Origin of the sequence: Pseudomonas sp. IT-P171 (genome assembly GCF_949767765.1) — a bacterium.
Lineage (GTDB): Bacteria > Pseudomonadota > Gammaproteobacteria > Pseudomonadales > Pseudomonadaceae > Aquipseudomonas > Aquipseudomonas fluorescens_B.
In genome coordinates, this window is record NZ_CATKQN010000055.1 from 249,192 (window position 1) to 264,578 (window position 15,387).

The window sequence follows — 15,387 nt, forward strand, 5'->3', positions numbered from 1 at the left end:
AAAGCGGTATATCGAGGCTGTTAACTCAGCCTTCGATCTCGATCAGGATTTCGCCCGGGTTCACCCGGTCGCCCTTGGCTACGTGGATGGCGGTGATCTTGCCGGCGATGGCCGCCTGGACTTCGGTTTCCATCTTCATGGCTTCGGTGATCAACACAGCCTGTCCGGCTTTGACGGTGTCACCTTCCTTGACCAGCACGTCGACGATGTTGCCTGGCATGGTGGTGCTGACGTGGCCCGGTGCAGTGGCTTGCTTGCGCTTGCTGCTGCCGCCGCTAACGAATTCGTTGAGCGGCTCGAAGACCACTTCTTCCGGCATGCCGTCGATGGACAGGTAGAAGTGACGCTTGCCTTCAGCCTTGACGCCGACACCGGTGATGTCGACGCGGTAGGTTTCGCCGTGGACGTCGATGACGAACTCGGTCGGTACGCCTTCGCCGCCGGCCGAGGCCACGCCGCCCGCTTCGGGAATCGGCAACAGCACTTCCGGGGTGAGCGTGCCTGCAGCGCGTTCTTCGAGGAATTTTCGACCGATGTCCGGGAACATGGCGTAGGTCAGCACGTCTTCTTCAGACTTGGCCACGGCGCCGATTTCGGCACGCAGCTTGGCCATTTCCGGCTTGAGCAGGTCGGCAGGACGAACGTCGATCACTTCTTCGCTACCGATGGCCTGGCGACGCAGTTTTTCATTCACGATGCCCGGCGCCTTCCCATAGCCGCCTTGCAGGTAGAGCTTCACTTCGTTGGTGATGGTCTTGTAGCGCTCACCGGCCAGCACGTTGAAGAACGCCTGGGTGCCGACGATCTGCGAGGTCGGGGTCACCAGCGGCGGGAAGCCGAGGTCTTCACGAACGCGCGGGATTTCAGCGAGCACTTCGCCCATGCGGTTCAGCGCGCCCTGCTCTTTCAGCTGGTTGGCCAGGTTGGAAATCATCCCGCCCGGCACCTGGTTGACTTGCACGCGGGTGTCGACGGCGGTGAATTCACTTTCGAACTGGTGGTACTTCTTGCGCACGGCGTAGAAGTACAGACCGATCTCTTGCAGCAGTTCCAGATTCAGGCCGGTGTCGAACTCGGTGCCTTTCAAGGCGGCAACCATCGACTCAGTGCCAGGGTGGCTGGTGCCAGAAGCGAAGCTGGAGATCGCGGTGTCGATGTGATCGGCGCCGTTTTCGATCGCCTTGAGTTGGCACATCGTGGCCAGGCCCGCAGTGTCGTGGGAATGGATGAAGACCGGCAGCGACTGCTCGGACTTCAATGCCTTGACCAGTTCGCCCGTGGCATACGGAGTCAGCAAGCCAGCCATGTCCTTGATCGCGACCGAGTCGCAACCCATCGCTTCCATTTGCTTGGCCTGGGCCACGAACGCGTCGATGGTGTGCACCGGGCTGGTGGTGTAGGCGATGGTGCCCTGGGCGTGTTTACCGGCGGCCTTCACCGCTTCGATGGCCACGCGCAGGTTACGCACGTCGTTCATCGCATCGAAAATACGGAACACGTCGATACCATTGACCGCAGCCTTGGCCACGAACGCCTTGACCACATCGTCACTGTAGTGGCGATAGCCCAGCAGGTTCTGGCCACGCAGGAGCATTTGCAGACGCGTATTAGGCAACGCCGCGCGCAGTTGGCGCAGACGCTCCCACGGGTCTTCTTTCAGAAAGCGTACGCAGGCGTCGAAGGTTGCGCCGCCCCAGCATTCCAGCGACCAGTAGCCGACTTTGTCGAGCTTGTCGCAGATCGGCAGCATGTCTTCGGTGCGCATGCGGGTGGCGAGCAGCGATTGGTGGGCGTCGCGCAGGATTGTGTCGGTAACGTGGATTTTCTTGGTCATTGGAATATTCCTCACAGGCCTGCGTGGGCGGCGATGGCGGCGGCGATGGCCAGGGCCAGCTCTTCGGGTTTGCGCTTGATCGAGTAGTTGGTCAGTTCAGGGTGGCTTTCAACGAAGCTGGTATTGAACTGGCCGCTGCGGAATTCCGGGTTGCGCAGGATTTCCTGGTAGTACGCGGCAGTGGTCTTGACCCCTTGCAGACGCATGTCGTCGAGGGCGCGCAAGCCACGGTCCATCGCTTCTTCCCAGGTCAACGCCCACACCACCAGCTTCAGGCACATGGAGTCGTAGAACGGCGGGATGGTGTAGCCGGTGTAGATCGCCGTGTCAGTGCGCACACCGGGGCCGCCGGGCGCGTAGTAACGGGTGATCTTGCCGAAGCTCGGCAGGAAGTTGTTTTTCGGGTCTTCGGCGTTGATCCGGAATTGCAGCGCGAAACCGCGGTGCTGAATGTCTTCCTGTTTCACCGAAAGCGGCAGGTTGGACGCGATGCGGATCTGCTCACGCACGATGTCGATGCCGGTGATTTCTTCGGTGATGGTGTGTTCCACCTGCACCCGGGTGTTCATCTCCATGAAGTACACCTCGCCCTCGGCGAGCAGGAACTCCACGGTGCCGGCGTTCTCGTAACCCACTGCCTTGGCCGCACGCACCGACAAGTCGCCGATGTAGGCGCGCTGTTCCGGGGTCAGTTGCGGGCTCGGGGCGATTTCGATCAGCTTCTGGTTACGGCGCTGGATCGAGCAGTCACGCTCGAACAGGTGCACCACGTTGCCAAAGCTGTCGCCGAGGATCTGCGCTTCGATGTGTTTCGGATTGACGATGCATTTTTCCAGGAACACTTCCGCCGAACCGAACGCCTTGGTGGCTTCGGAGATCACGCGGGGGAAAGCCTGTTCGAGTTCTTCGCGGCTGTTGCAGCGACGGATGCCGCGGCCGCCACCACCGGAAGTGGCCTTTAGCATCACGGGGTAACCGATGCGGTCGCCTTCAGTCAGGGCTTCGGCGATGTCCGCGACGTTGCCTTCGGTGCCCGGAGTGACTGGCACGCCGGCCTTGATCATGCTGCGGCGCGCTTCGGTCTTGTCGCCCATGCGGCGAATCACTTCAGCCGATGGACCAATGAATTTGATACCGCGCTCTGCACAAATGTCCGCCAGCTCGGCGTTCTCCGAGAGAAAACCGTAGCCAGGGTGCAACGCATCGCAACCGGTTTCCACGGCCAGGTTCACCAGCTTGCGCGGGTTCAGGTAACCGGCCAGCGGGTCGGCACCGATGCTGTGGGCTTCATCGGCACGCTTCACGTGCAAGGCATGGCGGTCGGCGTCGGAATAGACCGCGACCGAGCGAATGCCCATCTCGGCGCAGGCGCGCACGATTCGTACGGCAATCTCACCACGGTTGGCGATCAGGATCTTTGTTATCACTTGGAGTTTCCCTTGAGCCGGTGATACCCACGACCTGCTAGACCAGGTCGACGCGTGACTAAATGTTTCGATTTAGTCGCAGCCCCACACTAGCCCTCGCAAGGGATTAACAAAAATGATTAATTATTGGGTTAGGCATAAGCAAAGACTTATAGTTGACCCATCAGCCTGGGGCGAGAGCGTGTAGAAAATGCGTAAGTCATTGATGCGTATGACATTGCGTCAATTGCAGATTTTCAATGAAGTCTGTGATTTGCGATCCTACAGCCGCGCAGCGGACGAAATGTCGCTCACGCAACCTGCCGTGAGCCTGCAGATTCGTCAACTTGAGGAGCTGATTGGTCAGCCACTGTTCGATTACGTCGGCAAAAAACTCTACATGACGGAGGCCGCCGAAGCCCTTCAACGTGCCAGCCGGGACATTTTCGGGCGCCTGGAAAACCTCGACATGCAGCTCTCGGACATGCAGGGATCATTGCAGGGCCAGTTGAAACTGGCGGTGGAATCCAGCGCCAAGTATTTCGTGCCGCACCTGTTTGCCGCGTTCAAACGCCAGCATCCCGAGGTAAACCTGCAACTGACCGTGGTTAACCGTGGGCAGGTGATTCGGCGCCTTTCCGACAACCGTGACGACCTGGTCATCATGTCCATGGTCCCGCAGGACATGGGGCTGGAGTTTCTGCCATTCCTCAACAACCCGATCGTGGCCGTGGCGCCACCGGATCATCCGCTGTGCCACATGGGGCCGCTGCGCTTGCAGGATCTCGAACCCTACACGCTGTTGCTGCGCGAACCCGGTTCGGGAACACGACTGGCGTGCGAAGAGTATTTCAAGGAAAAACGTGTGCACTTCAACCAGACCCAGGAGGTCGCATCGGCCGAAGCGCAGCGTGAATGTGTGTTGGCGGGTCTGGGCGTTGCGCTGTTGACGCGCCACGCCCTGAACCTTGAATTGGCGACCGGTGGGTTGATCGAGCTACCGGTCGAAGAACTGCCGCTGTTTCGCAGCTGGTGCCTGGTGCAGGCCAAGGCCAAGCGGCTGTCGCCGGTGGCCCACGCATTCCTTGCGTTTATTCGCAGCGAACGGGTGCAGATCAGCGCCCTGGTTGAGCGTTTCGACGGGAAGTTGCGGGCGCTGCCTGCCAGTAATTGAGTTCCAGGTCGGGAAAATCTCCGATCTCGGCCAGCAGCTGGCGGCGTTCGCAGCGATCTTCGATGGCGCGGCGAAATTCCATGCGGCGCTGGTCTTCTTGCTGACGACGGGTTTTGACGGCGCTGTTGCGTTCTTCGTAGGGCTGGGCCATTTCGAGTCTCCCAAGGCGAGTACGGGAGTTACAGGATGGGCGCGAGGGATGACGGTTTGGCGGCGAGCGGGTTACAAAATGATGAAGCTCACAGACTGGCGGCGAACGCTGTGGCGAGGGAGCTTGCTCCCGCTGGGCTGCGAAGCGGCCCCAAAATCATTCACAGCAACGTTCGACCCGTCGCACTGGCTCATTTACGACTGCTGCGCAGCCGAGCGGGAGCAAGCACCCTCGCCACAGGGTCCGTGTCATCTTCAATCAATCGTCGAGCGCTTTCACCGACTTGGGTGACAGCCGCAAGCTGCGCAGGCTGCGCTTGACGCTCTTGAGGTGGTTGACCAGGCTCGGCCCGCGGGCCATGGCCACGCCCATCGCCAACACGTCGATCACCACCAGGTGGGCGATGCGCGAGGTCAGGGGCGTATAGATTTCAGTGTCTTCGTGCACATCGATCGCGAGGTTGACAGTCGACAGCTCAGCCAACGGCGTCTGGCTCGGGCACAAGGTGATCAGCGACGCACCGCTTTCGCGCACCAGGTTGGCCGTGATCAACAAGTCCTTGGAACGCCCGGACTGCGAAATGCAGATCGCCACGTCGGTTGGCTTCAGCGTTACCGCCGACATCGCCTGCATGTGGGGATCGGAATACGCCGCGGCCGTCAGCAGCAAGCGGAAGAATTTGTGCTGGGCATCCGCCGCCACGGCACCCGAGGCGCCAAAGCCATAAAACTCGACACGCTGAGCCTGGGACATCAGCGACACCGCCCGCTGCAATTCCACCGGATCGAGCTTCTCGCGAACCTCCATCAGGGTGTGCAGGGTGGTGTCGAAGATTTTCAGGCTGTAGTCGGCGACCGAATCGTCTTCATGGATCGCAAACTGGCCAAAGCTCGCACCCGCCGCGAGGCTCTGTGCCAGTTTCAATTTCAGATCCTGAAACCCGGAACAACCGATGGCGCGGCAGAACCGCACGATGGTCGGTTCGCTGATGCCCACGCTATGGGCCAGGTCGGCCATGGAGCTGTGCATCACCGCCGCTGGATCAAGCAGCACGTGGTCGGCGACCTTCAGCTCCGACTTGCGTAACAGGTGGCGTGACTGGGCGATGTGTTGCAGCAGATTCAAGGGGCTGGACTCTTTGTTATTGGCAGGCGCCGGGGATGTAGCAAGCTTGTAGTTATACTACATGAATTGGCTTTTTGCCTGCTCAATGCGTAACCGAATCCCTCGTTTTCAGGCGTGCGCGCTTCATGTAGCACCCATTTTCAGCGCTCCAGCGCAAACCGCAGTACACCCTTGAGACTGACAAGCCCCCCTGATCGGCCTCCTCGAAACCTTCGGAACTTAGTTACCCAAACAACAAATTTATTAAACACTCAAACTTACAAATACAACTAAGAACCTTCTTCCAAAAACAACTCCACCTAGTTACTTTGATCGTGCAGGACGCAATCAAACTTAATTACAGGAGTTACACACTATGACCATTAAAACCAAAAACTGGACCGCACAGATCGACCGCATGCCTGGCGCAGCTTCTTTCCGCGCCTCCGGTACCGTAACCGTTGCACACACGGGCATTACCCCTAAACTGGTGATGACTGCGATGCAGGATAAGTCCTTTGACTTGCGATTGGAGTTGCTTCTTGAAAACTCCAGCGAAGTGTCGCTGCAAGTTGAAACAGACAAAGTTGTCGAATATAAATCGCTGGGCAATTCCAATGTTTCAGGTGTGAGCATCTTCTATAAAGGTGAAAAAATTCACCACATCGACGACGTTCTGATTACAAACTAAGTCTATAAATACCTTCCCGTCACTTTGCGTGGCGGGAAGGTTGGATTGAGCGGCGTATTTTCAGTCGACGGATTGCGCGCGCAGCAGGTCCGCCAACCCACCCGCTTCTATCGGGCGACTGATCAGATACCCCTGCACTTCATCACAACGCTCAGCCTTCAAGAATTCAAGCTGCTCCGGCCGCTCCACACCTTCGGCGACTACCTTCAACGACAACCCGTGAGCCATCGCAATGATCGCCCGGGTGATCGCGGCATCCACACTGCCCTCCCCCAGACCGCGGATAAACGCCTGATCGATCTTCACGTAATCCACCGGAATACGCTTGAGGTAGCTCAGGGATGAATACCCGGTGCCAAAATCGTCGATGGCCAGTTTCACCCCAAGATCACGCAACTGCTGGAAGGTAGCGATGATATGTTCGACGCTGTCCAGCAACTGGCTTTCCGTGAGTTCCAGTTCGAGGTAGTGCGGCGCCAGGCCGGTTTCCTCCAAGACCTGACGCACCAGGCTGACCAGCTTGCCCTGCCGCAACTGATGCACCGACAAATTGACCGACACTCGAATCGGCTCCAGCCCCTGACGCTGCCATTCGCAGGCCTGCCAGCATGCCTGGCGCAACACAAACTCGCCGATCGGGCCGATCAGCCCGGTCTCCTCGGCCAGGCCGATAAAATCTCCTGGCGGCACGCTGCCCATGGTCGGATGATCCCAGCGCACCAAGGCCTCGGCCGCATTCAGCCGGCCCGTGGCGAGGCAAAGCTTGGGTTGATAAAACACCTTCAGCTGTTTCTCTTCGATGGCTTTACGCAACTGGTTTTCCAGCTGCAAGCGCTCGAGCGTGCTGGCTTGCAGGCTATCGGTGTAGAACTGGAAATTGTTGCCGCCCAGGTGTTTGGCATGTTGCATGGCCATGTTCGACTGGCTCACCAGCGCAGAGATTTCCCGGGCGTTGTCCGGCAACATGCTGATGCCCATGGAGGCACTGACGACCAACTCATGCCCTTCAACGGTCACCGGCACACGCAATTTGGACGACAGTCGCGTCGCCACTCGCGCCAGACTTGAGAGGCTGCCGTAAGCATCGAACAGGACCGCGAACTCATCGCCGGACAATCGCGCAATGGTGTCTGCTTCCGGCAAAGCATTGACCAGCCGTCGAGCCATCTTCTGCAACAACTGGTCGGCAATTTCATGACCCAGGCTGTCGTTGAGTAACTTGAAACGGTCCAGGTTGATGTGCAACAACGCCAGACTCCGCCCGCCCTGGCGCACGCGCTGATGGGCTTCACGCAACCGTTCGCGGAACAACGAACGATTGGCCAGGCCGGTCAGTTCGTCGTAGTGGGTCAGGTAGCGCATGCGCTCCTCGGATTCGCGCCGCGCCGATAGATCGGCGAAGAAGCCGACGATATGGCTGACATTTCCCCGCATATCGCGCACGGCGTTCAATTGCAGCCATTGCGGATAGAGCTCGCCGTTCTTGCGGGTTTCCACCAGTTCGCCCTGCCAACTGCCGTGCTGCTCCAGGGCCTGATGAATCGCCCCGTAGTGGCGGCGGGCGTCGCGACTGCACGGTAACTCCACCACATTGCGCCCGAGCATGTCGTCGATGTCATAACCCGTTAAGCGGCTGAACGCTTGATTGACCGCGATGAGTGCGTAATTCGGATCGAAAATCATGATGCCTTCACTGGCCGCCTCGAACACCGTCGCCGCCAATTGCTGTTGCGCTTCCTGGCTCTTGCTGGCACTGATGTCGCGCCGGGTGCCGACCATGCGGAGCACCCGGCCGCTTTCGCTGCGCTCAACCGCTCGACCGCGGTCCTCGATCCAGACCCAATGACCATCGCCATGGCGCACGCGGTACTCAATCTGATAGTCCTCGCTACGCCCCTTCAGATGCTCGACCAGCGCGCGCTTCAGCGACGGTAAATCCTCGGGATGCAGGCGCGGCTTGAGGTGCCGCAGCATGGCCGTCACGAATTCCGGCTCCAGGCCGAACAATTCCTGAATATGGGTGTGATGGACTTCGTCGGTCTGCAGGTTCCAGTCCCATAGCCCCAGCTCACTGGCCTTCAACGCCAGTGCCAGGCGCGCCTCGCTTTTGCTCAAGGCCTGATTGGCCGCATCCAGCTCCAGGCTGCGCTGGGCGACGCGGCTTTCCAGCCCGATCTGAATTTCTCGCAACTCGTCTTCGGCACGACGGCGCTGATCGATTTCTTTAGCCAGATCGTGGTTCAGCTGGTCGCTACGGCTCTGAGCCTGCTGCAAGTGTTCGATCAGTGCCTGATTCTGGAAGCGGCGCAACAACCCGCGGTCAATCAGCCGATTGACCTGCCAGGCGACCACGCTCAACGCCCCCAGCAAAATCAGCCCGAACCAGCCCCAGCCCTGCTCTTGCGTGTCGCCGCCCCAGAACAGATAGGCGATGGCGGGCAACAGACAGGGCAAGGTAAAGGATAGAAACGCCGGCAGACTGACCGCGTAGGCCACGCTGGCCGAGAGGGCTGCCGCGCCGATCAGGCCGAACACCCAGGCTTGCTGGATGAAGTTGTCGGCCGGCACCAGCGCAATGCCGGCGCCGGCCAGGGTCAGGCCGGTCATGGCCGAACCCAGCAAAAACATGCGACGCCAGACCGGATGCGCCTGGCGATTGGGGATGGCGGAATCGAAGGCCGCGACCTGGATCACCCGCAATGCTACCAGCGACAACAGCCATATCAGCCAGATGCTGACCAGAAAGTAGCGCCGCGGACTCCAGAGTAATCCCGCGCACACCAGGCCATTGATCAGCATGAACAGCGTCGGCAGCAGCGAGCCCTGGTAAAGCAGGCGCGTGCGCTCGACCGCCATTTCCATGGCGTACTGTTTGCGGATAACCCGGGGCTCCACGGAAGGGCCCGACAGGTCGGAGCTGAGGGTCATAGGCAATGTTCTTGTTCTTATAATGATGAGCATGAGCCCGAAACGTGAACGGAGCATACACAAGCCAATGCCCTTACCAAACTGCTCCAGATCATAATTTTTACGAAAGCCCGGACCCCTTTTGCCCCCTGAAAACGCTGGAAGCGAGCCCCGCCAGCGCTTGCAGCCAGTGACCGACCGGTCGTCTTGCGCGTATCTTTCATCGGCTAAAGCAAAGCGGGGTTTGCCCGGTGTGACCTGGCCCCCTAGAATGCCCCGATGCGCGATGATCTCTCCCTTCTGCTGAACTCCCTCAACGATGCCCAACGCCAGGCCGTAGCTGCCTCCGTGGGTCGTCAGTTGGTCCTGGCCGGTGCTGGTTCCGGTAAAACCCGAGTGCTGGTGCACCGTATCGCCTGGTTGATCCAGGTCGAGAACGCCTCGCCCCACTCAATCCTGTCGGTGACCTTTACCAACAAGGCCGCTGCCGAGATGCGTCATCGCATCGAGCAACTGATGGGTATCAACCCGGCCGGCATGTGGGTTGGCACCTTCCACGGCCTGGCGCACCGCTTGCTGCGGGCGCACTGGCAGGAGGCCGGCCTGAGCCAGACCTTCCAGATTCTCGACAGCGACGACCAGCAACGACTGGTCAAGCGGGTGATCCGCGAGCTGGGCCTGGACGAGCAACGCTGGCCGGCCCGTCAGGCCCAGTGGTTCATCAACGGGCAGAAAGACGAAGGCCTGCGCCCGCAACACATTCAAGCCAGCGGCGATCTGTTCCTGGCGACCATGCGCAGCATTTATGAAGCCTATGAAGCCGCCTGCCTGCGCGCCGGTGTCATCGACTTCTCCGAACTGCTGCTGCGTGCCCTTGATCTGTGGCGCGATCACCCTGGCCTGCTGGCGCACTATCAGAAGCGCTTCCGGCACATTCTGGTGGACGAGTTCCAGGACACCAACGCCGTGCAGTACGCCTGGTTGCGTCTACTGGCCAAGGGCGGCGACAGCCTGATGGTGGTCGGCGACGACGATCAGTCGATCTACGGCTGGCGCGGCGCGAAAATCGAGAACATCTACCAGTACTCCGACGACTTCCCGGACGCCGAGACCATCCGCCTGGAGCAGAACTACCGCTCCACTGCCGGCATCCTCAAAGCCGCCAACGCCCTGATCGCCAACAACACCGGGCGCATGGGCAAAGAGCTGTGGACCGATGGCGGCGAAGGCGAAGCCATTAACCTGTACGCCGCGTTCAACGAACACGACGAGGCACGCTACGTGGTGGAAACCATCGAAAGCGCGCTGAAAACCGGCCTGGCTCGCAGCGATATCGCGATTTTGTACCGCTCCAACGCCCAATCGCGCGTTTTGGAAGAAGCCTTGCTGCGCGAGCGCATTCCGTACCGCATCTATGGCGGTCAGCGCTTCTTCGAGCGGGCAGAAATCAAAAACGCCATGGCTTACCTGCGTTTGCTGGAAGGCCGTGGCAACGATGCAGCGCTGGAGCGGGTGATCAACGTTCCGGCCCGTGGCATCGGTGAGAAAACCGTTGAAGCGATTCGGGACCATGCGCGCCACAGCGATGTGTCGATGTGGGAAGCGATGCGCCTGCTGGTCGCGAATAAAGGACTGACCGGCCGTGCCGCCGGTGCACTTGGCGCGTTTATCGAGCTGATCGAGAACCTCGCCGCCAAGTGCACGGAAATGCCACTGCACCTGATGACCCAGACCGTCATCGAGCAGTCCGGACTGATTGCCTATCACGAAGCGGAAAAAGGCGAGAAAGGACAAGCCCGGGTAGAAAACCTTGAGGAATTGGTCAGCGCTGCGCGCAACTTCGAAAACTCGGAAGAAGATGAAGACCTGACGCCACTGGCGGCATTCCTCGGTCACGCGTCGCTGGAAGCTGGCGATACTCAGGCCGACGAGCACGAAGACAGCATTCAGTTGATGACCCTGCACAGCGCCAAAGGCCTTGAGTTTCCCTACGTGTTCCTGGTGGGCATGGAAGAGGGTCTGTTCCCGCACAAGATGAGCCTGGAAGAGCCTGGCCGTCTTGAAGAGGAACGGCGCCTGGCTTATGTCGGTATCACCCGCGCCATGCAGAACCTGGTGATGACCTACGCGGAAACCCGACGCCTGTATGGTAGTGAGACCTACAACAAGGTGTCGCGTTTCGTACGTGAAGTGCCGAAAGGCCTGATCCAGGAAGTACGGCTTTCCAACAGTGTCAGCCGTCCGTTTGGCGGTGGTCAGCAGCAGAGTTCCAGCAGCCTGTTTGGCGGCAGCGAGATTCCCGACACCGGGTTCAGTCTCGGCCAGGCTGTCCGGCATTCGGTGTTTGGCGATGGCGTGATCCTGAACTTCGAAGGCGCCGGGGCTCAGGCGCGGGTGCAGGTGAACTTCAGCGAAGGCAGCAAGTGGCTGATGCTCGGTTACGCCAAGCTGGAAGCGATCTGACGCTCCTGTACGGCTTTCTGTAGGCGCGAGCTCGCGCCTACAGAGGCCATTGCTACCGAACTAAATCCCGAATCCTACAGACCAAAGTTAACTGGCCTTATTGCGCTGACTGAAGCTGAACGCAACCTGTCAGGCAAAAGCCCGAAACACTCTGCCGCTAGCCAGTAACACTTCAGCTGTGCAACATGGCGCGCGTGCCTTCCACAAATGGGAATTCCCTTTATGAAACGTTTTCTTAGCATCGCCATGGCGTTGTGCATCGGCCTGACGATGAGCCTCGACGCCAACGCCAAGCGCTTTGGTGGCGGCAAGAGCTCCGGCGCTGCGCCGACTCACCAGACCAGCCAAATGGCTCCTTCTTCAGCTGCAGGTGGCGCTGCAGCCACTGCGGGCGCGGCGGGTGCCGCTGGCGCTGCCGCCAAGGCCGGCGGTGCTTCGCGCTGGCTCGGCCCTCTGGCCGGCATCGCTGCCGGTGGCCTGCTGGCCTCCATGTTCATGGGCGGCGGCTTCCAGGGCATGCAGATCTTCGACATCCTGATCATGGCGGTCATCGCCTTCCTGGTCTTCCGTTTCATCGCCGCTCGTCGTCGCAAGCAGCAGGAGCACCTGGCGCCAGCCGGCGCGCCGATGCAACGTGAAGTGTTCGAGCAGAAGCCTGCTGGCATGGGATCGATCTTCGGTGGTTCGGCCGCTCCGGTTGCCGCTCGTCCGGTCATCAATGCGCCAGCCTGGTTCAATGAAAAGAACTTCATTGAAGCGGCCCGCAACCACTTCCAGTCCCTGCAGCAACACTGGGACGCCAATGAAATGGACAAGATCGCCGAGTTCGTGACCCCGCAACTGCTCGAGTTCCTCAAGCGCGAACGTGCCGACCTGGGTGAAGGTTTCCAGTCCACCTACATTGATAACCTCAATGTACAACTGGACGGCGTCGATGATCGTGCCGACAAGACCATCGCCACCCTGACCTTCAGCGGTGTGTCGAAGACCTCGCGTTTCGACCAGGGCGAAGTGTTCAGCGAAAGCTGGAACATGGAACGTCCGCAGGGCGAAAACCAGCCTTGGCTGGTCGCCGGTATCCGCCAGAACGGTTGAACCGACCCGCGTTAAATGTGTCGCAACAAAACCCCGGCCTCGGCCGGGGTTTTCTATTTCGCGGTTGCATCTATAGCGAGCTACTGTATAAACCGCCCCAACTGAACCGCGCCATCAAGCAAGAGGATCCCGGACGTGGAAGAAATCATCGAACAACTGCGTGAAGCCAACGAACCGGTACCGGTCCCCTTGGAGTTGCCCGACGAAGATCTGCTGGTCGAAATCGAAGAACAACTGTTCATCGACATCCCGTTTGTCTTCAGAGAATTTCTGCTGACCGTCAGCGACGTGGTCTACGGCAGCCTGGAGCCGGTGACCGTCACCGACCCGCAATCCCACACCTACCTGCCGGACGTTGCCGCCAACGCCTGGGATGCCGGCGTTGATCGCAGCATGATTCCGATCTGCCAGGACGGCGACAACTACTACCTGGTCGAAGAAGACGGCACCGTAGTGTTGTGGCTGGCCGAGGAAGAACTGATCGCCGAAGAGACCTGGGAATCGGTGTGGCACTGGGCGCGGGACGTCTGGCTGGAAAGCTGAGCCGCCTGACGCACCGCGTGGTCAATGCCCGGACGATTCCTTGTGGTTGTCCAGGGTTTCCAGCAAGGCCACCTGCATCCGCGTGTGCACGCGGATGAACCAGCGCCAGAGCAGCGCTGCCACGGCGGCCGCGACCACGACAATCAGTACCAGCAACTTGTTGGTCGGCAGAATACTGGCCGACAAGGCTGCCAACAGCAGGAAGATCACCAGCAGCGAGAGGATCGGGATCACTTCGGCGATCACCCGACGCACTCGCTGCGTGTGGCGGCCGGCCATCTCCGGTTTCACGCCCATCTCCGCCAACAGCATCGACAGCGCCTTGAGCTTGCGATAGGCGGCGATCAGGAACGGCAGCGACAACAGCAACGCCCCGCCCCAGATCAATGCTTTCTGCCAACTGGGGTCGCTGATCCAGTCTTGCAGGTAAGCCGACATTCGCTCGGCGAAATAAGCACCCGAGAAGAAGATCGCAATCACCAGCGCCAGATTGACGCCCACCTGTAACAGAATCCGCCTAATCATCGACGCCAGTAGCGCGCCCTCGCCCTGTGGCTGGATGCTGCGCAGCCATTCGCCGTACATCCCCAGCACGCGACCCAGCCGCTGCGGCATCACGCCAGCCAGTTTGATCGACAGCGGATCAGCGGCACGGATCAGATAAGGCGTCAGCAGCGTCGTAATCACCGACACCGCCACGGCGACCGGATAGAGGAAGTTGCTGGTGACCTGCAGGGTCATGCCCAACGCCGCAATGATGAAAGAAAATTCGCCAATCTGTGAAAGCCCCATTCCCACGCGCAGTGAGGTGCGTCCGTCATTGCCGGCGATAAAGGCGCCGAGACCGCAGGACAACATCTTGCCGAGTACGACGGCCACGGTTATTACCGCAATCGGCCACGCGTACTGCAGCAATATCATCGGATCGAGCATCAGCCCGATGGCCACAAAGAAGATCGCACTGAACAGATCACGAACCGGCTCGATCAAGCGTTCAATCTTCAGCAACTGCCGGGATTCAGCCATGATCGCGCCGATCAGGAACGCGCCGAGCACCATGCTGTATTCGAGCTTGACCACCAGCAGACAGAAGCCGAAACACAGGCCCAGCACGGTGATCAACAGCATCTCGTTGCTTTCGAATTTGGCCACGTAGGCCAGCAGCCGCGGCACCAGCAAAATCCCGATGACCAGCGCGACGATCATGAACAACGACAGCTTGCCGACCGTGGAAAACACTTCGCCGGAACTGACCGTGCCGCTGACCGCGATGCTCGACAGCAAGGCAATGATGCCGATGCCAAGAATGTCCTCGACGATCAACACACCGAAGATCAACTGCGCGAAGCGCTCGTTCTTCATCTTCAGGTCATTGAGTGCCTTGACGATGATGGTGGTCGAGGAGATCGCCAGGATCGCGCCGAGGAACAGCGAGTCCATGGTGTTCCAGTCGAACCAGCGACCGATTTCGTAGCCGATCCAGATCATCAGCACGATTTCCAGGAACGCCGCGATAAACGCCGTGGCACCGACCTTGAACAGTTTGCGCAGGCTGAACTCCAGGCCCAGGCAGAACATCAGGAAGATCACCCCGAGTTCGGCGAGGGTCTTGATCGTTTCTTCGTCGTGGATCAAACCGAACGGTGGCGTGTGCGGGCCGATGATGAAGCCGGCGACGATATAGCCAAGCACCACCGGTTGCTTGAAGCGATGGAACAGCACGGTCACCACACCCGCGACCAACATGATCACTGCCAGATCCTGAATAAAACTGATGGCATGCATGGTGTGGGGCTCCTTGAGTGACATTGCTCACGCGCCAGACGCGGGAAAGGTCTGATCGAGCAGAGTAAAAATCCGCTTTCCGCGTAGGAATTGCCCTTGGGGTGGGCTTTTTGAAGGGTAACACCGCGACTTCCGGCAGAAAGGCGGTGCAATATATGGAAACAGATCGATCCGGCGTGACGACGACCACCCGCCCGGCGTCCCGATAACTGTGGTTTGAAAAAACCGACCAGG

Annotated in this window: 11 protein-coding genes; 5 read left to right on the forward strand and 6 right to left on the reverse strand. The window is 59.6% G+C overall.

Going from position 1 to position 15,387, the window contains the following annotated elements; all coding sequences use genetic code 11:
* Nucleotides 1–25: 25 nt before the first annotated feature.
* Together oadA and ACM6I5_RS23395 are read right to left on the reverse strand one after the other, a co-directional pair.
* Nucleotides 26–1,834, reverse strand: a complete 1,809-nt coding sequence (gene oadA / locus ACM6I5_RS23390) for a sodium-extruding oxaloacetate decarboxylase subunit alpha (protein ID WP_017341585.1) — start codon at nt 1,832–1,834, stop codon at nt 26–28.
* 11 nt (nt 1,835–1,845) lie between these two features.
* Nucleotides 1,846–3,261 carry an acetyl-CoA carboxylase biotin carboxylase subunit gene (locus ACM6I5_RS23395; RefSeq protein ID WP_017341586.1) on the reverse strand — a complete coding sequence of 472 codons (1,416 nt, stop codon included), beginning with the start codon at nt 3,259–3,261 and terminating at the stop codon, nt 1,846–1,848.
* A gap of 190 nt (nt 3,262–3,451) precedes the next feature.
* Here ACM6I5_RS23395 and ACM6I5_RS23400 point away from each other — a divergent pair, with 190 nt between their 5' ends.
* Complete coding sequence (locus ACM6I5_RS23400) at nt 3,452–4,414, forward strand: LysR family transcriptional regulator (RefSeq protein ID WP_017341587.1); 963 nt, start codon at nt 3,452–3,454, stop codon at nt 4,412–4,414.
* Here the strand turns inward: ACM6I5_RS23400 and ACM6I5_RS23405 are convergent.
* Together ACM6I5_RS23405 and hexR are read right to left on the reverse strand one after the other, a co-directional pair.
* Entirely contained in the window at nt 4,356–4,565 is a 210-nt protein-coding gene (locus ACM6I5_RS23405) for a PA3496 family putative envelope integrity protein (RefSeq protein ID WP_017341588.1), read from the reverse strand. The two genes, ACM6I5_RS23400 and ACM6I5_RS23405, sit on opposite strands and share 59 nt — an antisense overlap.
* Before the next feature lie 258 nt (nt 4,566–4,823).
* Complete coding sequence (hexR, locus tag ACM6I5_RS23410; RefSeq protein ID WP_008027445.1) at nt 4,824–5,690, reverse strand: transcriptional regulator HexR; 867 nt, start codon at nt 5,688–5,690, stop codon at nt 4,824–4,826.
* Between the two features lie 355 nt (nt 5,691–6,045).
* On the opposite strand from hexR, the gene ACM6I5_RS23415 reads away from it, so the two are divergent.
* Nucleotides 6,046–6,360, forward strand: coding sequence for a hypothetical protein (locus ACM6I5_RS23415; protein ID WP_414884805.1), 315 nt, complete (start codon nt 6,046–6,048; stop codon nt 6,358–6,360).
* Nucleotides 6,361–6,420: 60 nt separating this feature from the next.
* On the opposite strand, the gene ACM6I5_RS23420 is transcribed toward ACM6I5_RS23415, so the two are convergent.
* Nucleotides 6,421–9,288 (reverse strand): EAL domain-containing protein, encoded by a 2,868-nt coding sequence (locus tag ACM6I5_RS23420; RefSeq protein WP_031319185.1) that lies wholly within the window; start codon nt 9,286–9,288, stop codon nt 6,421–6,423.
* A 258-nt stretch (nt 9,289–9,546) separates the two neighbouring features.
* On the opposite strand from ACM6I5_RS23420, the gene uvrD reads away from it, so the two are divergent.
* The 3 genes from uvrD to ACM6I5_RS23435 all read left to right on the forward strand — a co-directional run bounded on the left by uvrD (nt 9,547) and on the right by ACM6I5_RS23435 (nt 13,368).
* Complete coding sequence (uvrD, locus tag ACM6I5_RS23425) at nt 9,547–11,730, forward strand: DNA helicase II (protein ID WP_017341590.1); 2,184 nt, start codon at nt 9,547–9,549, stop codon at nt 11,728–11,730.
* A gap of 222 nt (nt 11,731–11,952) precedes the next feature.
* Nucleotides 11,953–12,825 (forward strand): Tim44 domain-containing protein, encoded by an 873-nt coding sequence (locus tag ACM6I5_RS23430; RefSeq protein ID WP_017341591.1) that lies wholly within the window; start codon nt 11,953–11,955, stop codon nt 12,823–12,825.
* A gap of 135 nt (nt 12,826–12,960) precedes the next feature.
* Nucleotides 12,961–13,368, forward strand: a complete 408-nt coding sequence (locus tag ACM6I5_RS23435; RefSeq protein WP_017341592.1) for an SMI1/KNR4 family protein — start codon at nt 12,961–12,963, stop codon at nt 13,366–13,368.
* Between the two features lie 21 nt (nt 13,369–13,389).
* Here the strand turns inward: ACM6I5_RS23435 and ACM6I5_RS23440 are convergent, their stop codons facing one another.
* Nucleotides 13,390–15,153, reverse strand: a complete 1,764-nt coding sequence (locus ACM6I5_RS23440) for a cation:proton antiporter (protein ID WP_414880350.1) — start codon at nt 15,151–15,153, stop codon at nt 13,390–13,392.
* Between the last annotated feature and the right edge of the window lie 234 nt (nt 15,154–15,387).